Raw genomic sequence first — 25060 nt, forward strand, 5'->3', positions numbered from 1 at the left:
GGCCTCACCCTCCCGTCGCGGCGCGGATGCGGTCGGCGAGTTCGCGGGACCGCTTGACGAGTTCCGGCGGACCTTCGATGGTGTACGGCACGCCGACCATCGGCAAGGTCACCGCCAGCCACTCCCACGAGTCCACGGGTGTGACGAACCGGCAGCTGTGCTCGTCGAGCGCTTCCAGCGTGTCGGCTTCGGCCATCAGCCGCTCGGACACGACGGAGACCGGCGCGTCGAACCGGACGACCCCGCGATGCCTGCTGAGCGGGAAGTCCGCGCTGGACTGCACGAAGCTCACCGGGTCCGGCGGCAGCGGGCGCGGGGTGAACGTCGTCCCGGGCACGGTCACGTCGGTGATCCGGTCGATCCGGAAGGTCCGCCAGTCGCGGCGGTCGATGTCCCAGGCCAGCAGGTACCACCGCTTGCCCAGCAGCACCTGGCGGTACGGCTCGGCCCGGCGTTCGCTCCGTTCCCCGGCGCGCGTCGTGTACCCGAACCGCACGTCCTGGTGGGCGTGCGCGGCGGTGGCCAGCAGCTGGAGCACGCGCAGGTCGAGCAGGCCCACCGCCCGGGAGACCGCCTCGGTCGAAGCCAGCACCGCCGCGACCCGGTACCGCAACCGCGACGGCAGCACCTGCTCCAGCTTCCGCAGCGCACCGTCGGCAGCGCCCGTGGCGCCGTCCACCCGCGCCAGCGCCGCGAACCGCAGCCCGACGACCGTGGCCACGGCCTCCTCGTCGGTGAGCAGCAGCGGGGGCATCGCGCGGCCGGCGGCGAGCTGGTAGCGGCCGCCGGGCCCGGACACCGACGACACCGGGAAGCCCAGCTCGCGCAGCCGTTCGACGTCCCGGCGCAGGGTGCGCGGCGAGACACCCAGCCGCTCGGTCAGATCAGCGCCACTCCAGGTGCGGCCGGTCTGCAGCAACGACAGCAGCTCCAGCATCCGCGCGCTCGGTCCGTGCACGGATCGATGGTCGCAGGAATCGCGGCCAGGATGTGGCCGCGATCGTTCCTAGCGTCGACGGCATGACTGAACTACGGGTCGTCGGCGCCCGCGAGCACAACCTCCGGGACCTCACCGTCGCGCTGCCGAAGGACGCGTTCACCGTGGTCACCGGGGTGTCCGGGTCAGGCAAGTCGTCGCTGGTCTTCGACACGATCGCGGCCGAGTCCCAGCGGCAGCTCAACGAAACGTTCACCACCTTCGTGCGCAACCGGCTGCCCCGCTACGGCCAGCCCGACGTGGACGCGATCGAGAACCTGCCCGCCGCGATCGTGGTGGACCAGAAACGCCTCGGTGGCGGGCCGCGTTCGACGGTCGGCACGGTCACCGACATCTATTCGCTGATGCGGTTGCTCTGGTCGCGCGCCGGCCGGCCGTTCGCCGGGTACTCGAACGCGTTCTCCTTCAACGACCCCCAGGGGATGTGCCCGCACTGCACCGGGCTGGGCACCGCGCGGACGATCGTCGTCGACGAACTCATCGACCGCCGCCGCTCGCTCAACGAAGGCGCGATCCGGTTCCCCACGTTCCAGCCCGGCGGTTGGATGTGGCGCACCTTCGCCGACTCCGGCCTGTTCGACCTGGACAAACCGCTCGCCGAGTACACGCCCGCGGAGTGGGAAGCGTTCCTGCACGGCGTGCCGGACGCACCGTCCGCGAACTACGAAGGGCTGCTGCCGCGGTTCGAACGCATCTGGCTGCCGAAGGACGCCGACTCGCTGAAGGGCCGCACCCGCGAGGCCTTCGAGCGGGTCGTCATCCAGGAGACGTGCCCGAAGTGCCACGGCGCGCGGCTGTCGCCGGAGGCGCTGGCGTCCAAAGTGGGCGGACGGTCGATCGCCGAGTGCGCCGCGATGGAGGCCGAGGATCTGCTGTCCTTCGCGCGGACGCTGACCGAACCGGAGCCGGTGGTCGCCGCGCTGGTCGCGCAGTTGCGGCGGCTCGTGTCGATCGGCCTCGGCTACCTCACGATGGACCGCCCGACCTCGACCCTGTCCGGCGGCGAGTCGCAGCGTGTGAAGATGGTGCGCCACCTGGGCAGCAGCCTCACCGGCATGCTCTACGTGTTCGACGAGCCGAGCGTCGGGCTGCACCCGGACGACGTGACCCAGCTGGTCGCGCTGCTGAAGAGCCTGCGGGACAAGGGGAACACCGTCCTGGTGGTCGAGCACGACCCGGACGTGATCGCCGCGGCCGACCACGTCATCGACCTCGGGCCCGGCGCCGGGCAGGACGGTGGCCGGGTGGTCTACCAGGGCGGGGTCGCCGGGCTGGCGGACACGCCGACCGGCCGCCACCTGCGGCACCGCCCGCGGATCAAGGAGAACCCGCGACCGGCTGAGCGGTTCCTGGAGATCCGCGGGGCCACGCGGCACAACCTGCGCGGGGTCGACGCGGACATCCCACTGGGTGTGCTGACGGTCGTCACCGGGGTGGCCGGGTCCGGCAAGAGCACGCTGGTGCACGGGTTCGTCCCGGACGCGGTGTCGGTCGACCAGAGCCCGATCCGCGGATCGCGCCGGTCGAGCCCGGCGACCTTCACCGGGATGCTCGACGGCATCCGGCAGCGGTTCGCCGCCGCGAACGGGGTCAGCGCCTCGCTGTTCAGCGCCAACTCGGAGGGGGCCTGCCCGCGCTGCAACGGCCTCGGCGTGATCTACACCGACCTGGCCTTCCTCGACCCGATGGTCACGACGTGCGAGGAATGCCAGGGACGCCGGTTCGTCGAGGACGTCCTGCGCCACACCTACCGCGGTCACACGATCAGCGAGGTGCTCGACCTGTCCGCGAGGGACGCGCGGAGCGTGTTCCCCGACGAGCCGGTGCTGGACCGGCTCGTCGACGTCGGCCTCGGGTACCTGTCGCTCGGGCAGCCCCTGAACACGCTGTCCGGCGGGGAACGCCAGCGCCTGAAGCTCGCCGTCGAACTTTCCCGTCCCGGCCGGACCTACGTCTTCGACGAACCCACCACCGGGCTGCACCCCTCCGACGTCGCCGGCCTGGTCGAGCTGTTCGAGCGGCTGGTGGCGGCCGGCTCGACCGTCGTGGTCATCGAGCACAACCTCGACGTGATCGCCAGGGCGGACTGGGTGGTCGACCTGGGTCCCGGAGCGGGCAGGCACGGCGGGCGAGTGCTGTTCCAGGGACCGCCCGCGGAGCTGGTCCGTCAGCCGGGGTCGAAGACCGGGCGGCACCTGGCCCGGCTGTCAGGGAACGACTAACCCGGCGCGGCGCAGCGCCTCTTCCACCCGCAGCCGCTCGATGTCGCGTTCCACGCCCTCGGGCAGCGAGTCCAGCCAGTGCTGCAGGCCGAGTGCCGTGCAGGCCTGGACCAGCAGTGCGTCGTAGGCCTGGTGCGTCGCGCGGCGGCGCAGCATCGGCGCGTCCGGGGCGAGGTCTTCGAGGCAGCGGTGCACGCGGCGCAGGTCCGCCGCGAGGCGTTCGATGGGCAGGCCGGTCGGCGCGGGTGCCCGGCGGCGACGGAGGGCGGCGGCCACCGCGGGCGCTTTGCTCGCGAGCCAGAACAGCAACGGCGGCGTGGCACATACGACCAGGTAGATCGCCACGTTCACCGCCATGGCTCAGGATAGGCGCGCGCCGTCCGGGTAGGGCCACTCTGTACCGGTTCCGCGGCCGGGAATACTGCGCGCCCCCAGCGCGTCGGGTAGCGTAGTAGTTGAACTTTCAAACATGGAGGCTGCGATGAGTGCGACTCCCGTGCTCTACCTGAGCCATGGCGCGCCGCCGCTCGCCGATGACGCCCGGTGGACCCGTCAGCTGGCCGACTGGTCGGCGAACCTGCCCAAGCCCAAGGCGATCCTCGTCGTCTCGGCGCACTGGGAGGAGGCGCCGGTCACGGTCGGCGCGACCACGACGGTTCCGCTGGTCTACGACTTCTGGGGCTTCCCCGAGCACTACTACACCGTGAAATACCCGGCCCCCGGCGCGCCCGAGCTGGCCACGAAGGTGCGGAAACTGCTGTCCGGCCCCGGCACCGAGGTGCACGAGGCCCCCGACCGCGGCCTCGACCACGGCGCCTACGTGCCGCTCGTCGAGATGTACCCGGACGCGGACGTGCCGGTGCTGCAGATGTCCATGCCGACCCTGGACCCGCACAAGCTGTTCGAGCTGGGCCGCAAGCTGAAGCCGCTGCGGGACGAAGGCGTGCTGATCATCGGCAGCGGGTTCTTCACGCACAACCTCTCCGCGATGGGCGTCGGCGTGGACGGCAACCCGCCGCAGTGGTCCACCGAGTTCGACCAGTGGGGCGCGGAAACGTTGCGCGCCAACGACATCGACGCGCTGCTCGACTTCCGCCACAAGGCGCCTGCCGCGACGCTCGCGCACCCGCGCATCGAGCATTTCGCGCCGTTGTTCGTCAGCCTCGGCGCCGGCTCCGAGGACGCCAGGCCGGAAACGGTCATCGACGGCTACTGGTACGGCCTCGCGAAACGGTCGGTGCAGATCGGTTGAGAAAAGGAAAACGGGCCCGGAAGCACCACCGGGCCCGTTTTCACTTCGTCAGGGCGTCAGCCCTTGATGTTGATTCCCTTACCGCCGACCAGGTCGTTGACCTGCTGGAAGACGGCGGTCGGCTGGGAGTCCAGCTGCGCGATGGCCGGGAGGTCACCGGCGGGCAGGACACCCTCGACGCTCGCGGGTAGGTCCGCCAGGTCCGCACCCGGCAGCTCGACCGGCAGGGTGTTGACCTGCGGCAGCGCGGAGCGCTCCGAGCGGGCCGGCAGCGCCGGCAGCTTCGGCAGGGCGGTGGCGCCCATCTCCGGCATCGTGATCGGCAGCTCGATCTGCGGCTCCTTGCCGACGACCGAGATGTCCGTCGCGTTGCTGACCGTCGTGCTGGTGACCGCGATCAGGCCCAGCGGGATGTCGTAGACCTGCGCGACGACGCCGACCGGCACCTGCTTGCTGATCCCGGACAGCGCCTTGGCCGGGCCGGACGTGGTGTCCGTGCCGCCCACGGTCCCGGTGGTGGTGTTGTCGGCCACCGCGTGCGCGACCCCGCCCACGGACAGGGCGTTGCCGAACACCTGCGCCACGGCCGCGGCCGGGACGTCGAAGATGTCGCCGGACAGCGCGCCACCCTCGCCCGAGGTGGTGATGTCGCCACCCGAGTTGGCCTCGGTGTCGTTGACACCGGTCGCGTGCGCGACACCGACCAGGCTCGCGGCGTTGCCGAACACCTGGGCCACCGGCAGCGCCTGCGCCGCGAGCACGTTGCCCGCGATCGAGCCACCCTCGCCGTTGGTCTCGGCGTCGCCACCCGCGGTCGAGACGACGTCGTTGGACGCGTCGCCCTTGACCACGCCGCCCCACACCGCGGCGTCACCGAAGACGGTGGCCACGGCGCCGACCGGCGCCTCGACGATGTTGCCCGCGACGGAGCCGCCCTCGCCGGTGGTGTTCAGGTCGCCGCCCGCGGTCGAGTCGGTCACGTTCTCCGACTCGCCGAAGCCGTTGCCGATCCACGCGGCGCCGAGGCCGTGCACCTGCGCCGGGAGCGAAACCGGCACCGCGGCGAGGTTGCCTGCCGCGAAGCCGCCCTTGCCCGTCGCCTTGCCGTCGCCACCCGCGGTCGAGGTGGTGTCGGTCGTGGCCGCGCCGGCGCCCTGGCCGATCCACGCGCCGCCGATGCCGAACACCTGGACCGGGGCCGACACCGGAACCTGGACCAGGTTCGCGGAGGCCGCGGCGTTGTCGTCCTGGGTGTTGCCGTCGCCACCGGAGGTCACGGTCTTGGTCTCGGAAGCCTCCCCGGCCCCCTGACCGATCCACGAGCCGCCGACGCCGAACACCTCGGCGGGCACGGCAACCGGGACCTGCACGGCGTTGCCGGAGCCGGCCGAGTCGTTGCCCAGCGTCCCGGTGTAGCCACCGGCCTTGACGTCCTTCGTCTCGGTCGCGCTGCCCGAGGCGTTGCCGATCCACGAGCCGCCGACACCGAAGACCTCGACGGTGCCCGCCGGCGGAGCCGAAACGCTGTTGCCACCGAGGAAGCTGCCGTTGCCGGAGGTGAAGGTGTCCGAACCGGCCTGCGCCTCGGTCTCGTTGTCGCAGCCGTTGGCGTGCGCGTTGCCGATCCAGGTGCCGCCGACGCAGAACGCCTCGACGGGCAGGGCGACGGGCGCGTCGGCGATGTTGCCGGAACCGGCCGCGTTCTCACCGCTGGTGCTGGTGGTGCCGCCCGAGGTGGCCTCGCTGCCGAGGTCCACGCCACCGGACTGGCGGTCCGCGCCGCCGCCGACGAGGGAGTTGCCGATCCAGGCCGCGGCGTTGCCCGCAACGGTCGCCGGCACCGCGGGCTGCGGCTGCGCGACGTTGCCCGCCAGGAACGAGTCGTCACCGTCGGTCTGGATGTAGCTCGGGCCACGCGGGCCGTCGGCGGTGTCGCCGGCCTCGGCCTCGGCGTCGTACGAGCCGGCCGGGACGTCGGCGTCGCCGCCCCAGGAGATGGCGTTGCCCGACACCTTGGCGGGCAGGGCCACCGGGACGCCCGCGACGTTGCCGGTGCCGGCGCCCTTCGAGCCGTGCGTCTCGATCGAGCCGCCGGACTCCGCCTCGCTGGAGCCTTCGAAGTCGGTCTCGGCGTGGCCGAGGAACCAGCCCAGCGCGTTGCCCGACACCTGCAGCGGGGTCGCGCCCTGCGGGGCGATGACGTTGCCGGACAGGCCGCCGTTGGTGCCGTCGGTGACGATGTCACCGGTGGTCGACGCCTCCTGGGTCGCGCTGCCCGAGGTGTGACCGCTGCCGACCAGGCCGAGCGCGTTGCCCGAGATCTGGACGGGCAGGGCCCAGTCCAGCGCGACGACGTTGCCGGCGAGACCGCCGTGCGAACCGTCGGTGTTGATGTCCGAGTTGTGCTCGTAGGTCTGCGTGGCGTCCGACTCGACGGACGCGTCACCCAGCACACCGAGCGCGTTGCCGCTGATCAGGATCGGCAGCGCGGCGTTCAGCGAGACCTTGTTGCCGTGGAACGGGTCGCCGTTGTCCTGAACGGACGGAGCGGCGTCCTGCGCGACCGTGGCGCGCTGGGCACCCGGGTTCGTGGCCTGGCCCACGCGCTGCGCCGCACCGGTGGCGGCGTCGGTGGCCTTGGTGACCACGCCGTTGGCGGCGCCCATCGCCGGGGCGGCGGGCTTGAGGGCACCGGTCTTGGTGACCGGGGCAGCGGCCTTGTTGGCGGCGTCGGTGATCGGCTTGGTGCTGATCTCCTTGTGGACCTCAGGCAGGTTGACCTGCTTGCCCAGGGTGCCCAGGGCGTTGTCCTGGATGTCGACCGGCACGCTCAGGTTGACGTCCAGCGGACCGGCCGGACTGTCCGGGTTCACGTTCTCGTCGGCAGATGCGATGCCGGTACCCAGCATCAGCAAGCCACCCGTGACCAGCGCGGTTTGGATTCCGCGCTTTGCCCAGGTCTGCATCGAGGGTTTCTCCTTTTCTTCGGGTTCCCTTGCGGGGCTTGAGGGTCGGTGCGCTAACGGAGCACCGGGGTTCGCGGGCACGGGTGAGTGCGCCCGCGAGGGCTGAAAAGCGGGGTGCTCTGGTTGCGCGCGCGACACCGGCCCGAAGAAGGGGCACGGCGAACAGGGCGGCGCTTCGAGCTACCCCGCGCGGAAATCAGTCAGGAGTGACACCGGGCTGCTCGCCCGGCTGAACCGGCGTGTGCCGGGAAACGATGCGGACGGCACTGCGGTCGTCCACACCACGCACGGCCGGGCCGCCGGCGGGAACGCCGAACAGCAGGCCGTCGATGTGGCCACCGGTGACAGCGCCACCGGGGGCGAACGGAACACCCGCGGGCGCGAGCGGCCCGCGCAGCGGCGAGTACGGGAACTGGTCCCGGTGCTCGCCCTCGGAACGGTCGGCGGCGCGGTCGTGGTGACCGGCCTTGGCCGCCTGGCCGTGCGTGCTGTCCGGAAGCGCGTTGGCGACCGGACCCATCACGGCGTCGGCGACCGGAGCGGGCAGGACCTCGGCCGCGGGGAGCGCGGCAGGCTGTCCGTCGTCGCCGGAGCCGTCCAGGCCCGGCAGCTTGATCAGGCTTCCGCCAGCGGGGCGCAGGATGTTCCACACCTTGTCGCCGAAGTCCTTGACCGCGGGCGGTGGGGTCAGCGCCTGGCCGATGACCTGCGGCGCGTCCTGCGGCTTGCGGCTGATGTGCTCGGCCGTGCCGAGGGTGCGCTCGACCGGGCGCAGCACCGCGTCGCGCGTGAACGAGTGGACCGTCTGGCGCAGGTCCGCCGCGGCCTCCTCGCCGCGGGCGGGGTCCGCCGGACCGCCGGCCATGCCGTACTTCAGCACGGTCGCCGTGGCGTTGCCGACCAGGTCGGAGGCGCCCCAGGTGAGGTCGTCGGTCGCGGTGACCACGCGGTCGGTGACCGGGGTCGGCTCGTCACCGCTCGTGCGCGTGTCGGCGGGAGCGGGGGCGATCTGGGTGGCGGAGGCGGTGGCGTCGCCGAGCAGCCAGGCGGCCGCTGTGCCGAGTGCGGCACCGGCGATCACGAGCAGGGCGCGGACGAGCCAGCGCACGGCGGGTGCCGTACCCCGTCCCATGGCCGCGTTCGCCTGCAACACCGTTCTCCTGTCGAAAAAGTTGATCGCGGTTTCCCCGCCGGACCGTGTCCGAAACGTATTCGCATCGATGCGGTAACCGCTTGCGCTGTCGAGATAACCAAACCCCGGGCGACCCTCGCACCTTCGACACGACTTGATCGCACGATCGTGTGAAGAACACTGGGTGTGGTCGGGCCTTACGCGAGGTGACCGGGCCCCGGTGCGCCCAGGATGCCAGAGATCCTGGGCGCACCAAGGGAAATCAGCCCAGCGCGCCCTGCACGATGGACGGGATCGCGCCCGCCCAGGCAGAGCTGACGAGGCCGGCGGCACCGGCACCGGCGAGCGCGCCGGACTCGTTCCAGGCGTTGACGTAATCCGCACCCGTCGGGTGCGACGGCACCACGACCGGAGCGGTCAGCTCGTCAGCCGACGCCGTGCCGGCGAAGGCGAACGCGCCGAGGGCGATGGCGAAAGCGGCGGCGCCGCGGATCAGGGTCTTGCGCATGACGTGCACTCCTTTGTTTGTGGGTTCGTGGGTGAAAGCGCTATCCGAGGGCGCCCTGGACGATGGACGGGATCGCGCCCGCCCACGCCGAGCTGACGAGGCCGGCGGCACCGGCACCGGCGAGCGCGCCGGACTCGTTCCAGGCGTTGACGTAATCCGCACCCGTCGGGTGCGACGGCACGACCACCGGAGCGGTCAACCCGCTGTCGTCACGGACGCCGACGGCCCCGGCCGCCCCCTGCACGATCGACGGGATCGCGCCGGCCCACGCCGAGCTGACCAGCCCCGCGGCGCCCGCGCCGAAGCAGGCCCCGGACTGGTTCCACGCGTTGACGTAGTCGGCGCCGGTCGGGTGCGACGGCACCTGCGCGGGGCAGGTCACGCCGGACGGTTCCGAACCGGTCGCCGCCGACGCCGTTCCCCCGGCGGCGCCCATCGCGAGCAGGCCGGCCCCCACCAGCACCGCCGCCGCCGTCGTCTTGCGGAATTTGCTGAACATCGTCAGTGCACTCCTCTTCATTCGGCCGGAAGTTCCACGCACTCCCGTCGCAAATGACGTTAAACGTCGAATGGAAGAATTCACCAGATCGACTACCCGGAAGTGTGAAGAAAGCGTTTCCGGGCAGCACAAAAAGCCGCTCCACTGCTGGTCAGAGCGGCTGAAAATGGACACAACGGAGAACAGCTGGAAACGTCGCGGAGAATTCCGCCGGAAATCAGTCGGGGGAGACCTGCGGGCAGTCCGCCCGGATGAATTCAGGGAGAACGGGACGGAACCGGTCGGCCATTCCGGCGGGCACCGGCGGTGGCGCCGGACGTGGCGGGCACGCCCCGGCCGTGTCCGTCGGGTGCACCGGAGCCGTGCAGACGCCGTTCGCGGGCGGTGCCGGAGCCGCCGGTTCCGGCGCTTCCTCCCTCGGCTCCGACGGCCGCGGACCGTCCGGCATCGCGTCTGGTGCCGGTTCCGGGAGCCGGACCGGCGTGACGACGCGCTCGATCGCGGGCGGCGCGGGTGGCGTGATGCGCGCCGGGACCGGTCGCGGCTCCGGTTGCCGCGGCTTCGCCGTGGCTCGGCGTTCCGGCGCGGCCGGCGGCGGGACGCTCGCCCGGGTCGTGCTCGTGGTGCCGGTCGCGCGCGCCGGTTCCCGGAACACCGGCGCGGTGCCGGTCAGGTCGGCGACGATCCGGTCGGTCCGCAGCGGTGGCACGATCACCTCGGTCACCTGCCGCACGACCTCGTGCACCGGCTCGGTCGTCGTGCCGACGAGGTCGATCAACGGGGCCAGCGGATCCGGCCGCTCCTCGGCAGCCGACGCCGACGAGGCGAGGAGCCAGGACACCAGCGTGATCGCGAACGCCCCGGCGATGCCGAGCAGCACGCGCACCGGGGTGGTCCCGGCCGTGGTCCGTCGCGCCATGGAGAAGTTTCCACTCCCCTCATCGCGCTGGGTGCTCAACGCGATCACGCAGTGTCGATCTTGATCGAGATTGACATACCGCCGGAACCTGCGCTGGCCCGCTGCCGGCACTGCGCCTGATCGTGTGATGGCCGGCCCGGGCGCTGCTTGCGCGAGTTGCGCTGCCGTATTCGTCCGGCTCGATAGGGTGGATCCGTGAGTGAGCCGCAGCCCCCGAAGTACGGATTCCTCAGCGACGACTCGGTCGTCCCGCGTGGGCTCCGCGTCAGCGCCGCGTTCAGCTGGCGGTTCCTCGTGGTGGCCGCGGCCGCCTACCTCATCCTGCGGCTGCTCGCCTTCCTGTCGGTCGTGGTGATCCCGGTGGCGATCGCGCTGCTGCTCGCCGCGCTGCTCGCCCCGGCGGTGGCGCGGCTGGTGCAGATCCGGGTGCCCAGGGGGCTGGCGACGGCGATCGTGCTGATCGGCGGGCTCGCGGTGCTCGGCGGGCTGCTCGCGTTCGTGGTCATCAACGTCACCGACGGCCTGCCCGCGCTGACCAGCCAGGTCAACAGCAGCCTCGACCAGATCCGCGACTGGCTGATCAACGACCTGCACCTCAAGCAGGAGCAGATCCAGCAGTTCCTTGACAACTCGATCGCGTTCCTGCAGGACAACCAGGCCGCGTTCACCAACAGCGCGCTCACCACGGCGACCACCGTCGGCGAGATCCTCACCGGGTTCGTGCTGACGCTGTTCGTCCTGATCTTCTTCCTCGCCGGCGGCGACAAGATCTGGAGCTGGGTGACGCTGGGCATCCCGCAGCGGGTCCGGCGCCGGGTGGACGTCGCGGGCCGGCGCGGGTTCGCCTCGCTGGTCGCGTTCGTCCGTGCCACCGCCGCGGTCGCCGTGGTGGACGCGGTCGGCGTCGGGATCGGGCTGGCGATCCTCGGTGTCCCGCTCGCGATCCCGCTGTCCACGCTGGTGTTCCTCGGCGCGTTCATCCCGATCTTCGGCGCGGTGATCACCGGCGCGGTCGCCGTGCTCGTCGCGCTGGTCACCAAGGGTTTCGTCACCGCGCTGATCGTGCTGGCGATCCTGATCGCGGTCATGCAGCTGGAGAGCCACATCCTGCAGCCGCTGCTGCTCGGCCGGGCGGTCAAGCTGCACCCGCTGGCCGTGGTGCTCGGCATCGCCGCGGGTCTGGTCATCTACGGCATCCCGGGCGCGCTGCTCGCGGTGCCGCTGATGTCGATCGTCAACGCCGGCGTGCGCTCGCTGCTGCACGAGGTCGACCCGGACCCGGCCGAGGTCGACGTCCTGCACGACATCGAAGCCGTGCCCAACGCCGACCCCGCGGAGGCGGACAAGGAGCCCGGCGAACCGGACAAGTCGTGAGCCGCCGGTTCGGCCCGACGGCGCGCGAACCGGCGACCCCGCTGTGGTGGGGCACGATCGGCCTGCGCGTGCTCACTCTGCTGTTCGCGCTGGGTGCGGTGATCGTGCACAGCGACGGCTACCAGCGACCATGGCTGGCCTGGACCGTGCTCGGCGCGATGGCCTTGTGGACGGTCGCGACCGCGCTGGTCTACGCGCGGGAGGCGCTGCGGTGGCGGTGGCGCTGGTTCGTCCTCGCCGACGTCCTGGTCACCTGCGCCCTGATGCTGACCTCGCCGTGGATCCTGACCGACGCGCAGAACGCGGCCGTGGCGCCACTGATCACGACCGTGTGGGTGGCCGGCGCGCCGGTCGCCGCGGGCACCCGCTTCGGCGGGGTGGGCGGTGTCGCCGCGGGGCTGGTGATCGCGGCCGCGACGGGGATCGCGCGGCAGGGGTTCACCCTCGACGTGGCGCGCGACGGGGTGCTGCTGGTCGCGAGCGGGCTGCTGATCGGGATGAGCGCGACCACCGCCCGCAAGTCGGCGGCCGTGCTCGCCGAGGCGCTGCGCACCGAGGTCGCCAACGCCGAGCGGGAACGGCTGGCGCGGGACATCCACGACAGCGTGCTGCAGGTGCTGGCGCGCGTCCGGCGTCGCGGCGCCGAGCTGGGCGGGGAGGCGGCCGAGCTCGCCGAACTGGCCGGTGAGCAGGAGATCGCGCTGCGGGCGCTGGTCACCACCGGGCCGAGGGGGCACAGCACCGGCGAGACCGACCTGCGGGCCGCGCTGCAGCTGCTGGGGTCGTCGAAGGTGCAGGTCGCCGCTCCGGCGGGCGAGGTGAACCTGCCGTCGCGCACGACCGCGGAGCTGGTCGCCGTCGTCCGCGAGGCGCTGTCCAACGTCGACAAGCACGCCGGCCCGGCGGCCAAGGCGTGGGTGCTGCTGGAGGACGTCGGCGGCGAGGTCGTGGTGACCGTCCGGGACGACGGTCCGGGCATCCCCGAGGGACGGCTCGCGGATGCGGAGGGTGAGGGCCGGTTGGGCGTTGTTCGCTCGATGCGGGGACGCGTGGCCGAACTCGGTGGCACGATCTCCCTGGAGACCGCGCCAGGGCAGGGGACCGAATGGGAGATCCGGGTGCCGAGGAAATGATCAGCGTGATGGTCGTCGACGACCACCCGATCTGGCGGGACGGCGTGGCGCGCGACCTGACCGAGAACGGCTTCGACGTGCGGGCGACCGCGCCGGACGCCACCGCCGCGGTGCGCATCGCGGCCGCGGTCCGGCCGGACGTGGTGCTGATGGACATGAACCTGGGCAGCACGTCCGGGGTCGACGCGACCCGCGAGATCACCACGTCGCTCCCGGACACCCGGGTGCTGGTGCTGTCGGCCAGCGGCGAGCACAGCGACGTGCTGGAGGCGGTCAAGGCCGGGGCGTCCGGGTACCTGGTGAAGTCGGCGTCGGTGCGGGAACTGGTCGAGGCCGTGCGCCGGACCGCGGAGGGCGACCCGGTCTTCACGCCCGGGCTGGCCGGCCTGGTGCTGGGCGAGTACCGGCGGATGGCGGACGCGCCGGCCGGCGGGGTGGCGCCGCCGCGGCTGACCGAACGGGAGACCGACGTCCTGCGGCTGGTCGCGAAGGGCCTCACGGCGCGGCAGATCGCCGAGCGGCTCGTGTTGTCGCACCGGACGGTGGAGAACCACGTGCAGTCGACGCTGCGGAAGCTGCAGCTGCACAACCGCGTGGAGCTCGCGCGCTACGCGATCGAGCACGGGCTGGACAAAGACTAGGGATTTTCCCGGATCTCGGTTCGGGGTCCCCGGCCGTAGCGTGGTGGCATGGGCGAGGAGACCGGGACCAAGCCGATGAGCCCGCGCGACCTGCGGGTGTCGGACGCGGAGCGCGAGCACGTCGTCGAGGTGCTGCAGAAGGCGATCGGCCGCGGCATGATCGACCTGGACGAGTTCACCGAGCGCACCGACACGGCGCTGGCGGCGCGGACGCGGGGTGAGCTGAACGCCGTGCTCGCGGACCTGCCCGGGCTGGTGCACCCCGACGTGTACCCGGCCGCGCCCGCCGCGTCGTACTCGTCCGACCAGCGGCTCGAGCTGAACGCGAAGTACTCGGCGCTGGTGCGCAACGGCCGCTGGCTGGTGCCGCCGGAGGTCGTGGTGCGCAACCGGTACGGCTCGACGAAGCTCGACTTCAGCGAGGCGCAGGTGAGCAGCCCGGTGGTGCGCGTCGAGCTGGACTGCAAGTGGGGTTCGGTCGAGGTGATCATCCCCGAGCACGCGGCGGTCGACCTGAACGCGATCACCGAGATCAAGTACGGCTCGCTGCAGGACAAGACCGGTTCGGACGGCCGGCCGGGCAACCCGCGGCTGGTGTTCGCCGGGCGGTTGCACGGGGGCTCGCTGGTGATCCGCCACCCGCGGCGGGGGATTTTCGGCCTGTAGCGGCGGGGTAGCGCCGGGACGTTCGCACGGCGGGCGACGGGCACCCCTGGCGCGCGGCGGCCCTGCCGGGGAAGCTGGGCACCGGTAGCACGGGGGTCGCCCTGGCGGGGTGATGGCGCCCGGTAGGCGCCAGTGGTCGTGGCGTTGGCACCGGCTGCGCGCGGGCGTTCGTGCCGCCTGCGCGCGGGCGTTCGCGCCGCAGGTGGGCAGCGGCTACGGCGGAGACCGTGGCGCCACCGCGCCGAAGGGGCGCCACCGGCCGCGGGGCGCGAGCTCTCGCGGTGCCACCCGCCGCAAGCGCCTGCGCCCCGCGTGCGGCCAGCCCCACACCCAGCGCAATCAGCCCCACCGGGCTAACCCCCGCACGGTCAGCCCCACCGGGCTAACCCCCAGACGGTCAGCCACCGAGGCTCACCCGCACGGTCAGCCCCGCCGCAGCCAGCCCCGCCCGGCCAGCGCCGCGTAGTCAGTTCCCCCGCGGTCAGCCCCTTGCGGCGGCGCGGGCCTCGGCCGGTGTCGTGGCCTTGAGCGCGGCCTGTGCAGCCGCTTCACAGTCGGCCAGCGTGGCCGTGGCCAGGCCGGCTCCCACTGCGCGGATCGCGCTCGCGTTCATCGACAGGCTCGTCATGCCCAGGCCGGTGAGCACGCGGGCCAGCAAGGGATCCGCGGCCGCCTCACCGCACACGCCCGCTGGTTTGCCGCTCGCCTTCGCGGCTGCGCCGATCATCGCGATCAGCCGCAGCAGCGCGGGCTGCCACGGGTCGTTCAGGCCCGCCATCGCGCCCAGCTGCCGGTCCGCGGCGAAGGTGTACTGCGCCAGGTCGTTCGTGCCCACCGAGACGAAGTCGACCGCGGCCAGGATCTCCTCCGCCGCCAGCGCGGCCGACGGCACCTCGATCATCACCCCGGCCCGCGCGATCCCCGCCGCCCGCACGCGTTCCGCGAACCACGCCGCCTCCTCAGCCGTCGCCACCATCGGCGCCATCACCGACACCTCGGCGCCCGAATCCGCGGCCGCGCCCGCGATCGCTTCCAGTTGCCGGTCCAGCACGTCCGGCCGGTCGAACGCCACGCGCAGGCCCCGCACGCCGAGCGCCGGGTTCGGTTCCGCCGCGGGGGACAGGAACGCCAGCGGCTTGTCGGCGCCCGCGTCCAGCGTCCGCACGACCACCGGTTTCCCCGCGAACGGCGTCAGCACCGCGGCGTACGCGGCACGCTGCTCGCCGACCGGCGGCTCGGCCGGTGCGTCCAGGTAGCAGAACTCCGTGCGGAACAGGCCCACGCCCTCCGCGCCCGCATCCGCGGCGGCCCGCGCGTCGGCGGGTGAGCCGACGTTGCCGAGCACCTTGACGCGGTGGTCGTCCGCCGTCGCGCCGACGCCGTTCCACTCCGCCGCGCCCTCGCGTGCCGCGGCGACCACCGGGGCGTCCGCCGCGACGACCTCCACCACGCCGGTGTCGCCGTCCACCAGCAGCGCGTCCGCCTCCAGCGCGAGGACCCCGCGCACCGCCACCACCGCCGGGATGCCCAGCGAGCGGGCCAGGATCGCGGTGTGGCTGGTCGGCCCGCCCTCCTCGGTCACCAGCGCGAGCACCTGCGCCGGGTCGAGGCCCGCCGTGTCGGCAGGCGCCAGGTCCCGCGCGACGAGCACGCTCGGGCCGGCCAGGTCGGGCACGCCCGGCGGTGCGACACCCCGCAACTCCGCGATCACACGGTCCCGGATGTCCTCGATGTCGCGGACCCGCTCGGCCATGTACCCGCCGGCCGCTGCAAGCGCTTTCGCGAAGCCGTTCGCCGCCTCGTAGACCGCCCGCTCGGCGGGCCTGCCTTCCGCGGCCACCAACCGTTCCGCCTCGCTGATCAGCGCCGGGTCACCCGCCATCGCCGCGCTGGTCAGCAGGATCGTCGCGGCGTCGCCGGACGCCTGGCCCGCAAGCGCTTCCAGCCGCTCGGCGACCACGCGCGCGGCGGGGGCGATCCGCGCGGCCTCGGCCTGCGGATCGGACGGCGCGGGCCCGCTCTCGGGTGCGCCTGCGGGTTCGGGCACGGCGACGACCGGACCGCTCGCGCGACCCGGGCTCACCGGCACCCCGGACAGCCTCGTTTCCGACATGGTCTAGACCATACCCTCTCCGGATGCGTTCCCGACCAGCGTTCCACGAACCCGCGGCTTCCGCAGCCGTCGGACTGGAACGCACGCGACCAGAGCGCGGTGAGCCCGTCCGGGCACTCTTCCCTATGCAAACGTGAAGATTCTTGTAACTTCTGCGGCTGATGGTGCGACACTAGGGTGAGCGTCCGCGACGTCACCCGATCGGGGCAATCTCGACATCGGGCCGTCCCGCCAGGGTTCACGCGGGCTCTCACTTGGCGTCCGGCACCGGTTGCGCCACCGGAAGCCGGGCATCGGGTCGCTGGTACCGATCGCGTAGCCCCCCGAGCGATCGGTACCGGCGGCGCCCGATTACGTCGGAAATGCCGCGCTCACCTTCTAGAATGCCGGGATGGACAAGCCGACCCGACGGGGTCGCGAGCGCGCGGCGACCGATCAGGACATCCGCCGCACCGCGCGCAAGCTCCTCGTCGAGCGCGGACCGGAAGCCGTCACCCTGCGGGCCATCGCCCGCGAGCTCGGCATCACCGCACCCGCCCTCTACCGGTACTACGGCTCACGCGACGACCTCGTCGAGCACCTCCGCCTCGACGTCGTCGCCGACCTGGCCGCCGAACTCACCGAAGAACTCTCCGGGCTGCCCGACGACGGCGCGGTCCAGCTCTTCGCGATCTGCCGCGGCTTCCGCCGCTGGGCGCTCACCCACACCAAGGAGTTCACGCTCGTGTTCGCGTCGCCGACCGGCGAGGTCGGCTCGGCCGCGGGCAGCGTGGCGACCCTGAACCGGGCCAACGAGCCGTTCGGCCGGATCTTCCTCACCGCGGCCGGGCACCTGCTGGCCAACTTCCAGCTGGAGATCCCGCCGGCCGAAGCGGTGCCCGTCGAGCTGCACGACGACCTCACCGCGTTCCAGGACGACCTGCTGGCGGTGCTGCGCGAGTCCGGCGTCGACTTCCCGCCGGACAAGCTCGACCTGGGCACCACGTACGTGATGATCCAGTTCTGGGCGCGCCTCTACGGGCACGTGACGCTGGAGGTGTTCGGCAACTACCCGATCCCGATGTCCAAGCCGGACGCCGTGTTCGACGCGCTGCTGGCCGACCTCGCGCGCGAGATCGGCCTCGACACCCCCTAGAGGACCACGTTCACCAGGCGGCCCGGCACGACGATGACCTTGCGCGGCGTGCCGCCGTTCAACAGCGCCGCGATCTTCTCGTCGGCCAGCGCCGCCGCCTCGACGGCGTCCTTCGCCGCGTCGGCGGGCACCTGGATCCGCGCGCGGACCTTGCCGTTGACCTGGATCGGGTACTCCACCGTGTCCTCGACCAGGAACTTCTCGTCCGCGACCGGGAACGGGCCGTGCACCAGCGAGTCCTCGTGGCCCAGCCGGTGCCACAGCTCCTCGGCGATGTGCGGGCACAGCGGCGCCAGCATCAGCACCAGCGGCTCGACCAGCTCGCGCGGCGTCGCCTCGGCGGCGCCGTAGACCTTGGTGAGGTGGTTGTTGTACTCGATCAGCTTCGCGCCGGCGGTGTTGAACCGCAGGCCCGAGTAGTCGTCGCGGACCCCGGCGATGGTCTTGTGCAGGATCCGGCGGTCCTCGTCCGTCGCCTCCGCGCCGGACACGCGCAGCTCACCGGTCTGCTCGGAGACCACCAGCCGCCACACCCGCTGCAGGAACCGGTGGGCGCCGACGACGTCCTTGGTCGCCCACGGCCGGGAGTCGGCCAGCGGGCCCATCGACATCTCGTAGAACCGGAAGGTGTCGGCCCCGTAGTCCGCCGCCATCTGGTCGGGCGTGACCACGTTCTTCAGGCTCTTGCCCATCTTCCCGTACTCTTGCTTGACTTCCTTGCCCTGGTGGAAGAACTTGCCGTCCTTCTCCTCGACCTCCTCGGCCGGGACGTAGAAGCCGCGCTCGTCGGTGTAGGCGTAGGCCTGGATGTAGCCCTGGTTGAACAGCCGCCGGTACGGCTCCTCGGCGCTGACGTACCCCAGGTCGAACAGCACCTTCTGCCAGAACCGCGAGTACAGCAGGTGCAGCACCGCGTGCTCGACGCCGCCGACGTACAGGTCGACACCGCCCGGGTCGTTCACGCCGTGCTCGGCCGGGCGCGGGCCCATCCAGTACTGCTCGTTGCCCGCGTCGACGAACCGCTCGGCGTTGTCCGGGTCGATGTAGCGCAGCTGGTACCAGCAGGAACCGGCCCAGTTCGGCATCGTGTTGGTGTCGCGGCGGTAGGTCTTCTTGCCGTCGCCGAGGTCCAGCTCGACCTCGACCCAGTCGCTCGCGCGGGACAGCGGCGGCGACGGCTCGCTGTCGGCGTCCTCCGGGTCGAAGGTGCGCGGCGAGTAGTCGTCCACCTCGGGCAGCTCGACCGGCAGCATGTGCTCCGGGATCGCGTGCGCCTGGCCGTCCTCGTCGTACACGATGGGGAACGGCTCGCCCCAGTACCGCTGCCGCGAGAACAGCCAGTCGCGCAGCTTGTACTGCACCGTGCCGGCGCCGTGGCCGTTCTCCTCCAGCCACTGGATGATCGTCTTCTTGGCGTCGTCGACGTTCATCCCGTCCAGGAAGCCACTGTTGATCGCGACCCCGTCGCCGGTGAACGCCTTGCCGTCGAAGCCCTCGCTCGGCTGGACCGTGCGGACGATCTCCAGGCCGAACTTCTCCGCGAAGTCCCAGTCGCGCTGGTCCTGCGCGGGCACCGCCATGATCGCGCCGGTGCCGTAGCCCATCAGCACGTAGTCGGCGATGAAGACCGGGATCTCCTTGCCGTTGACCGGGTTCACCGCGTACGAGCCGACGAAGACGCCCGTCTTGTCCTTGCTCTCCTGGCGGTCCAGTTCGGACTTCCGGGACGCGGCGCGGCGGTAGGCGGCGACGGCCTCGGCCGGGGTGGCGGCCCCGCCGGTCCACCGCTCGTCCACATCGGACGGCCACTGCGCGGTGGTCAGCTCGTCGACCAGCGGGTGCTCGGGCGCCAGCACCATGTAGGTGGCGCCGAACAGCGTGTCCGGACGGGTGGTGAAGACCTCGATCTTGTGCTCACCGGCGGCGAAGGTGACGCGCGCGCCGTGCGATCGGCCGATCCAGTTGCGCTGCATCGACTTGACCTTCTCCGGCCACTCCAGCCGGTCCAGGTCGTCGACCAAGCGGTCGGCGTAGGCGGTGATGCGCATCATCCACTGGCGAAGGTTGCGGCGGAACACCGGGAAGTTGCCGCGCTCGCTGCGGCCGTCCGGCGTGACCTCCTCGTTGGACAGCACCGTGCCCAGGCCGGGGCACCAGTTCACCGGCGCCTCGGAGATGTAGGCCAGCCGGTGCTCGTCCAGGATCTTCAGCTGCTCGGCGCGGGTCAGCTCGCACCAGCCGCGCCCGTCGGGCGTGCGGCGCTTGTCCTGCGCGTACTCGGCCTCCAGCTCGACGATGGGGCGGGCCTTGCCCAGCTTCTCGTCGTACCAGGAGTTGTAGATCTTCAGGAAGATCCACTGGGTCCACTTGTAGTACTCCGGATCGATCGTCGCGATCCGGCGGCGCTCGTCGTGGCCAAGCCCCAGCCTGCGGATCTGCCGCAGGTAGGTCTCCATGTTCTGCTCGGTCGTCGTGCGCGGGTGCTGCCCCGTCTGCACCGCGTACTGCTCGGCGGGCAGGCCGAACGCGTCGAAGCCCATGGTGTGCAGGACGTTGCGCCCGATCATCCGGTGGTAGCGGGCGTAGACGTCCGTCGCGATGAAGCCCAGCGGGTGCCCGACGTGCAGACCGGCCCCCGACGGGTAGGGGAACATGTCCTGCACGAAGAGCTTGTCCGAGGGAACGCTGGAGTCGGTCGCCAGCGAGCCGGCCGGGTTCGGTGCGTGGAAGGTGCCGTGATCGGCCCAGTAGTTCTGCCAGCGCAGCTCGACCCGACCGGCCAGCTCGGCGTTGTACCGGTGGCCGGGCGTTTCCTCGATTGCTTCACTCACCCAACCATGGTAAGCGGCCCGGCCTGCCCGGCTCTCAGCGCACCGCGAATGCGATGACCTGCGTGATCTGGCGGGTCGACAGGTTGTCGTCGCTGACCAGCAGCAGGGTCCGCTCGCCGCTCGGCAGGCGCGGTCCCCAGGTCATGCCCTCCAGGTTGTCGACCTTGGACAGCGGGTAGTCGGCCAGGTCGAGCAGCAGCTTCTTCCGCACCGGCCGCACCTTCGCGCCGTCCAGGGAAGCGGTGTGCAGGACGTTCGTCGCGCCGGTCGTGTCGACCTCGTAGATCCGCACCTTGTTGCCGACGCCGGACACGTAGGAGCGCTCCATCACGAGGTAGCGCGACGGGTCCAGCGGATCGGCGGCGAGGATCGACGAGACGCCGGTGTCGGTGGTGCCGCCGGGCGGGTTCGAGTCGGCGAAGACCGGTTCCTGCGGGTAGGCGTACTGCGCGAGGACCGGACCGGTGCGGGCCTGCACGGTGATCCGGGACAGCGCGCCCCGCTCGGGCGTCGCGACCGGGCCGTCCTGCAGCAGCGGGCCCTCCACCGAGCTGACGACGAGCGTGCCCGCGGCGGCGAAGGTGAGGCCTTCCAGCACGAGGTTGCGGCGCGGGCCGGAGTCCGGGCGCATCCGCTCGTTGTCCGGAATCGGCAGGGTGCGCACGTAGCCGCCGTCGCGCCGGGCCACCTGGACCGACGGGTCGATCAGCGCGGTGTCCGACCGGATGCCCTCCTGGCTCCAGTAGTAGGAGCCGGTCCACGGGTCGACCCGCATCTCCTCGGGGTCGACCGAGTCCTCCGGGTAGGTGCCGCCGTCCGGCTGCCGGAACAGCTGCGCGCTGGTGAAGGTGACCGGTCCGAGCCCCTTGGCGGACACCGGGACCTTCGCCGTGAAGAACCGGGCCGGCGCCTCGGAGGTGTCGTCGGCGATGAAGACGTACTCGCCGGTGCGCGGGTCGTAGTCGATGCTCGACAACTCCCCGATCGTGTAGTCGCCGACGGGCAGCGCGTGCGAGATAATTTGTTCCCCCAGGAAACGCACGGGCGCGGGAGCGGCCTGTGCGGCGGGAGCGACGGTCAAGAGCAGAGAGCCGGCGAGCACGCCGGCCGAGAGTCGCTTCAGCATGGCGTGCAGCACAGCGCACGTGGGTGTCCAGCGGGTAGCGCCAACATCACGCTTATGCTCGTTGACGTGTTCGTAGTCGCGCTGGTTCCGCTCGTGCTGGGTGTCGTCGTGGGCTGGGGAGGCCTGCTCGGCTGGCGGGAGAAACTCCCGCGCGACCGCGGCGCCGGTGTGCGCACGGCCGCCACCCTGCGCTCCGACGAGGCGTTCCGCGTCGCGAACCGCGTCGCCGGGCTGCCCACCATGGTCGCCGGGGTGATCGGGATCGTGGCCGGGATCGCCGGCCTGCTCATGCCGGGCACCGCGGGTGTCCTGACCGCGACCGCGATCGGCCTGGTCGGCATGTTCGCGCTCGTCGCCGGTGGTGGCGTGCTGGGCAACCGGGCCGCGGCCGCCGTGCCGCCGCCGGCTCCCGCCGCGCCGGCCGGGTGCTCCGGTTGCGCTTGCGGCGGGTGTGCCGTGCAGCGCGCCTAGTTTCGCTGCAAGTCGCCCGGGTGGGTGGCCAGCAACGCCGTCGGCACACCCTGGCGGCGCAGGACCTGGCCCCACAGGTCCCGCTCCGGCGTGGCCAGCACGTCGCTGGGCAGCGCCGGGACGATGAGCCAGTCACCGCGGTCGATCTCGCCGTCCAGCTGACCGGAGTCCCAGCCCGCGTAACCCGCGAACACGCGCAGGCCACGCACCTTCGGCACCAGCGCGTCCGGATCGGCGTCCAGGTCGACCAGCGCCACCGGACCACGCACGCCGATCAGCCCCGGCACGCCCGACGCGGTCTCCCCGGCACGCAGCGCGGCCAGGCACAACGCGGTCTTCTTCTCCACCGGGCCGCCGACGAACACCGACTGCGGCTCCACCACGTGCCGTCCCCAGCTGGGCAGCACGTCGTCGACCGGCACGTCGCTCGGGCGGTTCAGGACGACCCCGAGCGTTCCCTCCTCCCGGTGGTCGATGATGAACACCACCGTGCGGCGGAAGTTGGGATCGAACATCGTAGGAGCGGCGACCAGGAGCGATCCCGGTTCAACCTCGGCGTCCGCTGGCACGCACCCATGATCCCACTCCCGGAAAACAGGGCCGCACGGCCGGGAACAAGGCGCGGCCCCCACCCGTTGGACTGGGTGGCCGGCGCACTCCGTGTCCCCCGGGCTCACTGAAGAAAAGCCTTTGTGGAATACCGTTCGGCAGGAGCCACACTGCGCAATGCCGCCGAGAGGCGACCAAGTGCGCCGGCCCTCGAAATCTTCCCCTCCTTCCGGCGCGCCCGGCACCGTAAGCTGGTGAGCCGTGACAGCGAGTGCACATCCCGTCGAGAAGGTGTCACCGCGCGCGTTCTTCGCGATGGCGGGCTTCCGCACGCTTCTGTTCACCCGCTTCGCCGCCCAGTTCTCCGACGGCATGTTCCGGGCCGGGCTGGCCGGGGCGGTGCTGTTCAACCCCGAGCGCGGCGCCGACCCGCTGACCATCGCGGGCGGGTTCGCCGTCCTGCTGCTGCCGTACTCGTTCATCGGGCCGTTCGCGGGCGCTCTGCTGGACCGCTGGGACCGGCGGCGCGTGCTGATCGTGGCCAACCTGCTGCGCGGCACGGCGATCGTCGCGACCGCGGTCTCGGTCGGGCTCGGGTTCGCCGGGCTGGAACTGTTCGTGCTCGCGCTGATCGTGGAGGGCATCTCGCGGTTCGTCGGGTCCGGTCTGTCCGCGTCGCTGCCGCACGTCGTGCCAGCGGGCACCCTGGTCACGGCCAACGCGGTGGCGACCACGCTCGGCTCGCTGGTCGCGGTGCTCGGCGGCGGGGTCGCCATCGGGTTGCGGTCGTTGATCGGCGCCGGGAACACCGGTTCCGGCTGGACGACGGCCGTCGCGATGCTCGGCACTGTGGTCTCGGCCGCGATCGCCCGCCGGTTCGCCCGTGGCGCGCTGGGACCGGATTCGGTCGACGAGCCCAGTGATGCGTTCCTTGCCGTGGCCCGCGGCTTGGTCGACGGGGCCAAGGCCGCGCTGGGCGCGCCCAGCGTCGTCGCCGGGTTCGTCGCGCTGCTCGCGCACCGGGCGTCCTACGGCATTTCGCTGCTGATCACGGTGCTGCTGCTGCGGTTCAGCTTCACCGACCAGGGGCTGCTCAAGGCCGGGCTGCCCGGACTGGGGCAGCTCGCCGCGATGGCGGGCGCCGGGATCCTGTTCGCCGGCTTCCTCACGCCGCGGCTGGTGCGCAGGCTCGGCCGCCGCCGCGCGATCCCCGGCGCGCTGGTGGTCGCCGCGGTCGCGCAGGCCGGGCTCGGCCTGCCGATGCAGCTGCCGACCGTGCTGGTCGCGTCGTTCGTCATCACCGCCGCAGGCCAGGTCGTCAAGCTGTGCGTGGACTCCTCGATCCAGCACGACGTGCGCGACGAGGCCCGCGGCCGGGTGTTCTCCCTGTACGACACGCTGTTCAACATCACGCAGGTGATCGCGGTCTCCCTCGCCGCGACGGTCGTGCCGTTGACCGGGCGGTCCGTGTCGCTGCTGCTCGTCGCCACCGCGCTGTACCTGCTCGGCGCGGCCGGGTACCTGGTGATCGCGCGGCGCGCCCGCACCGAGTGACGGAATTTTCCCGATTACGCCGACCGGCGGAACGCGGCCCACTAGAGTGGCCCGCGTGAGCACCCCGGGGGACGACCGCGCGCAGAAGGAAGCCCGCAACGCGGCGATGCGTGAGACCGTCGACCAGTTGATGGACAAGTTCCACCAGCAGACGGCGCAGCTGAGGGAGGCGCAGGAGGCCGCGTCCGCCCTCACCGCGGAACTGTCCTCGCCGGACGGCCTGGTCAAGGTCACCATCGACGCGCAGGGCACGCTGGCCGACCTCAAGCTCGCTCCGACGACGTTCGACCGCACCCGCCCGGAGGCGCTGGCGCGCACGATCAGCGACCTGGTGCGCCGCGGGATGCTGCAGGTCAAGCAGCAGCAGGCCGAGTTGTTCCGGCCGCTGACCGCGGACCTGCCCGACCTGTCCGAGTTCATCGAGGGCGCGCCGTCGCTGGCCGGCCTGATGCCGGACATCCCGGACTTCCTCGAACCCGAGCCGGAACCGGAGCCGCGCCCCGCCGAGGACCCGGAGTCGCAGACGATCATGCGCCGGGACGCGCCGATTTCTGCGCCGGCACCGAAACCGGCGGCGCGCCGCCCGCGTCCGAGCAACGACGACGACGAAATGCCCGACACCTGGATGACGCGGGGTGACCGATGACCGGACCCGGTACCGGCCATGACATGGACCCGGACACGGTCCGGTCCGGCGCGGGGAAGTTCCGGCCGGCGGGTGACGACCTGAAGGCCGCCGGCGCGGCGCTCAAGGCCGCGCTCGAGGCGCAGGGCGCCTGCTGGGGCAACGACGAGTCCGGCCAGGCGTTCGCCAAGGACTACGAACCGGCCGCGAAGAACTGCACCGAGGCCTTCGGGAGCCTCGACCAGGCGCTGAAGGACGTGGCGAAGGCCGTGAAGGACGCCGCGGACGCGACCGAGGGCACGCACAAGGACGCCGAGAAGGTCATCAAGAACACAGGTCAGGTCTGA

The 25060-nt window shown here is 72.0% G+C and carries 22 protein-coding genes; 11 read left to right on the plus strand and 11 right to left on the minus strand.

All coding sequences use genetic code 11. The features are described 5' to 3' along the window. Positions 1 to 4 precede the first annotated feature (4 nt). Positions 5 to 958: a YafY family protein gene (locus ABZ193_RS22325; protein WP_354711317.1), complete on the minus strand. Its 954-nt coding sequence runs from the start codon at positions 956 to 958 to the stop codon at positions 5 to 7. A 62-nt stretch (positions 959 to 1020) separates the two neighbouring features. On the opposite strand from ABZ193_RS22325, the gene ABZ193_RS22330 reads away from it, so the two are divergent. Beyond that, positions 1021 to 3219 (plus strand): excinuclease ABC subunit UvrA, encoded by a 2199-nt coding sequence (locus ABZ193_RS22330; protein WP_354711318.1) that lies wholly within the window; start codon positions 1021 to 1023, stop codon positions 3217 to 3219. Here ABZ193_RS22330 and ABZ193_RS22335 read toward each other — a convergent pair. After that, positions 3205 to 3576, minus strand: coding sequence for a hypothetical protein (locus tag ABZ193_RS22335; RefSeq protein WP_020416188.1), 372 nt, complete (start codon positions 3574 to 3576; stop codon positions 3205 to 3207). The genes ABZ193_RS22330 and ABZ193_RS22335 overlap by 15 nt on opposite strands. A 124-nt stretch (positions 3577 to 3700) precedes the next feature. On the opposite strand from ABZ193_RS22335, the gene ABZ193_RS22340 reads away from it, so the two are divergent. Next, positions 3701 to 4471 carry a class III extradiol ring-cleavage dioxygenase gene (locus ABZ193_RS22340; RefSeq protein ID WP_354711320.1) on the plus strand — a complete coding sequence of 257 codons (771 nt, stop codon included), beginning with the start codon at positions 3701 to 3703 and terminating at the stop codon, positions 4469 to 4471. 56 nt (positions 4472 to 4527) lie between these two features. Here ABZ193_RS22340 and ABZ193_RS22345 read toward each other — a convergent pair whose 3' ends face one another. The 5 genes from ABZ193_RS22345 to ABZ193_RS22365 all read right to left on the minus strand — a co-directional run bounded on the left by ABZ193_RS22345 (position 4528) and on the right by ABZ193_RS22365 (position 10495). Further along, positions 4528 to 7437, minus strand: coding sequence for a hypothetical protein (locus tag ABZ193_RS22345; protein ID WP_354711321.1), 2910 nt, complete (start codon positions 7435 to 7437; stop codon positions 4528 to 4530). 196 nt (positions 7438 to 7633) lie between these two features. Further along, a complete protein-coding gene (locus ABZ193_RS22350; protein ID WP_020416191.1) occupies positions 7634 to 8545 on the minus strand; it encodes a hypothetical protein in 912 nt (303 codons plus the stop codon). Between the two features lie 286 nt (positions 8546 to 8831). Next, positions 8832 to 9077, minus strand: a complete 246-nt coding sequence (locus tag ABZ193_RS22355) for a hypothetical protein (protein ID WP_020416192.1) — start codon at positions 9075 to 9077, stop codon at positions 8832 to 8834. A gap of 40 nt (positions 9078 to 9117) precedes the next feature. After that, complete coding sequence (locus tag ABZ193_RS22360; protein ID WP_020416193.1) at positions 9118 to 9576, minus strand: hypothetical protein; 459 nt, start codon at positions 9574 to 9576, stop codon at positions 9118 to 9120. Between the two features lie 217 nt (positions 9577 to 9793). Continuing rightward, entirely contained in the window at positions 9794 to 10495 is a 702-nt protein-coding gene (locus ABZ193_RS22365; protein WP_020416194.1) for a hypothetical protein, read from the minus strand. A gap of 195 nt (positions 10496 to 10690) precedes the next feature. On the opposite strand from ABZ193_RS22365, the gene ABZ193_RS22370 reads away from it, so the two are divergent. From ABZ193_RS22370 to ABZ193_RS22385, 4 genes are read left to right on the plus strand one after another with little or no spacing between them, the layout of a single operon-like run. After that, a complete protein-coding gene (locus tag ABZ193_RS22370) occupies positions 10691 to 11869 on the plus strand; it encodes an AI-2E family transporter (RefSeq protein ID WP_020416195.1) in 1179 nt (392 codons plus the stop codon). Beyond that, positions 11866 to 13002, plus strand: coding sequence for a DUF5931 domain-containing protein (locus ABZ193_RS22375; protein ID WP_237335852.1), 1137 nt, complete (start codon positions 11866 to 11868; stop codon positions 13000 to 13002). Before ABZ193_RS22370 ends, ABZ193_RS22375 begins: the two co-directional genes overlap by 4 nt. Next, positions 12999 to 13643, plus strand: a complete 645-nt coding sequence (locus ABZ193_RS22380) for a response regulator transcription factor (RefSeq protein ID WP_037322754.1) — start codon at positions 12999 to 13001, stop codon at positions 13641 to 13643. Before ABZ193_RS22375 ends, ABZ193_RS22380 begins: the two co-directional genes overlap by 4 nt. A gap of 48 nt (positions 13644 to 13691) precedes the next feature. Next, entirely contained in the window at positions 13692 to 14309 is a 618-nt protein-coding gene (locus tag ABZ193_RS22385; protein WP_020416198.1) for a DUF1707 domain-containing protein, read from the plus strand. Positions 14310 to 14790: 481 nt separating this feature from the next. Here the strand turns inward: ABZ193_RS22385 and ptsP are convergent, their stop codons facing one another. Further along, positions 14791 to 16422, minus strand: coding sequence for a phosphoenolpyruvate--protein phosphotransferase (gene ptsP, locus ABZ193_RS22390; protein WP_354711322.1), 1632 nt, complete (start codon positions 16420 to 16422; stop codon positions 14791 to 14793). A gap of 391 nt (positions 16423 to 16813) precedes the next feature. Between ptsP and ABZ193_RS22395 the strand changes: the two genes are divergently transcribed. Further along, positions 16814 to 17557, plus strand: a complete 744-nt coding sequence (locus tag ABZ193_RS22395; RefSeq protein ID WP_020416200.1) for a TetR/AcrR family transcriptional regulator — start codon at positions 16814 to 16816, stop codon at positions 17555 to 17557. Here ABZ193_RS22395 and leuS read toward each other — a convergent pair. Next, positions 17554 to 20388 (minus strand): leucine--tRNA ligase, encoded by a 2835-nt coding sequence (leuS, locus tag ABZ193_RS22400; protein WP_020416201.1) that lies wholly within the window; start codon positions 20386 to 20388, stop codon positions 17554 to 17556. The genes ABZ193_RS22395 and leuS overlap by 4 nt on opposite strands. 34 nt (positions 20389 to 20422) lie before the next feature. Next, positions 20423 to 21514 (minus strand): esterase-like activity of phytase family protein, encoded by a 1092-nt coding sequence (locus ABZ193_RS22405; protein ID WP_354711323.1) that lies wholly within the window; start codon positions 21512 to 21514, stop codon positions 20423 to 20425. Between the two features lie 66 nt (positions 21515 to 21580). On the opposite strand from ABZ193_RS22405, the gene ABZ193_RS22410 reads away from it, so the two are divergent. Beyond that, positions 21581 to 21985, plus strand: coding sequence for an SdpI family protein (locus tag ABZ193_RS22410; protein WP_027935573.1), 405 nt, complete (start codon positions 21581 to 21583; stop codon positions 21983 to 21985). Here the strand turns inward: ABZ193_RS22410 and ABZ193_RS22415 are convergent. Continuing rightward, positions 21982 to 22617, minus strand: coding sequence for a YqgE/AlgH family protein (locus ABZ193_RS22415; RefSeq protein WP_255346830.1), 636 nt, complete (start codon positions 22615 to 22617; stop codon positions 21982 to 21984). The two genes, ABZ193_RS22410 and ABZ193_RS22415, sit on opposite strands and share 4 nt — an antisense overlap. Positions 22618 to 22849: 232 nt before the next feature. Here ABZ193_RS22415 and ABZ193_RS22420 point away from each other — a divergent pair, with 232 nt between their 5' ends. The 3 genes from ABZ193_RS22420 to ABZ193_RS22430 are packed head-to-tail and all read left to right on the plus strand — an operon-like array spanning position 22850 to position 25060. Then, complete coding sequence (locus ABZ193_RS22420) at positions 22850 to 24088, plus strand: MFS transporter (RefSeq protein ID WP_039791177.1); 1239 nt, start codon at positions 22850 to 22852, stop codon at positions 24086 to 24088. A gap of 55 nt (positions 24089 to 24143) precedes the next feature. Then, positions 24144 to 24734 carry a YbaB/EbfC family nucleoid-associated protein gene (locus ABZ193_RS22425; protein WP_020416205.1) on the plus strand — a complete coding sequence of 197 codons (591 nt, stop codon included), beginning with the start codon at positions 24144 to 24146 and terminating at the stop codon, positions 24732 to 24734. Then, the gene (locus ABZ193_RS22430; RefSeq protein ID WP_237335849.1) at positions 24731 to 25060 is read left to right on the plus strand and encodes a hypothetical protein; all 330 of its coding nucleotides are present in this window, start codon (positions 24731 to 24733) and stop codon (positions 25058 to 25060) included. Before ABZ193_RS22425 ends, ABZ193_RS22430 begins: the two co-directional genes overlap by 4 nt.

The organism is Amycolatopsis sp. NPDC006125, assembly GCF_040614195.1.
GTDB lineage: Bacteria > Actinomycetota > Actinomycetes > Mycobacteriales > Pseudonocardiaceae > Amycolatopsis_E > Amycolatopsis_E tucumanensis.

Coding starts and splice junctions, on each gene's coding strand:
- ABZ193_RS22330 (WP_354711318.1), top strand. CDS start 1,021: ATGACTGAACTACGGGTCGTCGGCGCCCGCGAGCACAACCTCCGGGAC.
- ABZ193_RS22335 (WP_020416188.1), bottom strand. CDS start 3,576: ATGGCGGTGAACGTGGCGATCTACCTGGTCGTATGTGCCACGCCGCCG.
- ABZ193_RS22340 (WP_354711320.1), top strand. CDS start 3,701: ATGAGTGCGACTCCCGTGCTCTACCTGAGCCATGGCGCGCCGCCGCTC.
- ABZ193_RS22345 (WP_354711321.1), bottom strand. CDS start 7,437: ATGCAGACCTGGGCAAAGCGCGGAATCCAAACCGCGCTGGTCACGGGT.
- ABZ193_RS22355 (WP_020416192.1), bottom strand. CDS start 9,077: ATGCGCAAGACCCTGATCCGCGGCGCCGCCGCTTTCGCCATCGCCCTC.
- ABZ193_RS22360 (WP_020416193.1), bottom strand. CDS start 9,576: ATGTTCAGCAAATTCCGCAAGACGACGGCGGCGGCGGTGCTGGTGGGG.
- ABZ193_RS22365 (WP_020416194.1), bottom strand. CDS start 10,495: ATGGCGCGACGGACCACGGCCGGGACCACCCCGGTGCGCGTGCTGCTC.
- ABZ193_RS22380 (WP_037322754.1), top strand. CDS start 12,999: ATGATCAGCGTGATGGTCGTCGACGACCACCCGATCTGGCGGGACGGC.
- ABZ193_RS22385 (WP_020416198.1), top strand. CDS start 13,692: ATGGGCGAGGAGACCGGGACCAAGCCGATGAGCCCGCGCGACCTGCGG.
- ptsP (WP_354711322.1), bottom strand. CDS start 16,422: ATGTCGGAAACGAGGCTGTCCGGGGTGCCGGTGAGCCCGGGTCGCGCG.
- ABZ193_RS22395 (WP_020416200.1), top strand. CDS start 16,814: ATGGACAAGCCGACCCGACGGGGTCGCGAGCGCGCGGCGACCGATCAG.
- ABZ193_RS22405 (WP_354711323.1), bottom strand. CDS start 21,514: ATGCTGAAGCGACTCTCGGCCGGCGTGCTCGCCGGCTCTCTGCTCTTG.
- ABZ193_RS22420 (WP_039791177.1), top strand. CDS start 22,850: ATGGCGGGCTTCCGCACGCTTCTGTTCACCCGCTTCGCCGCCCAGTTC.
- ABZ193_RS22430 (WP_237335849.1), top strand. CDS start 24,731: ATGACCGGACCCGGTACCGGCCATGACATGGACCCGGACACGGTCCGG.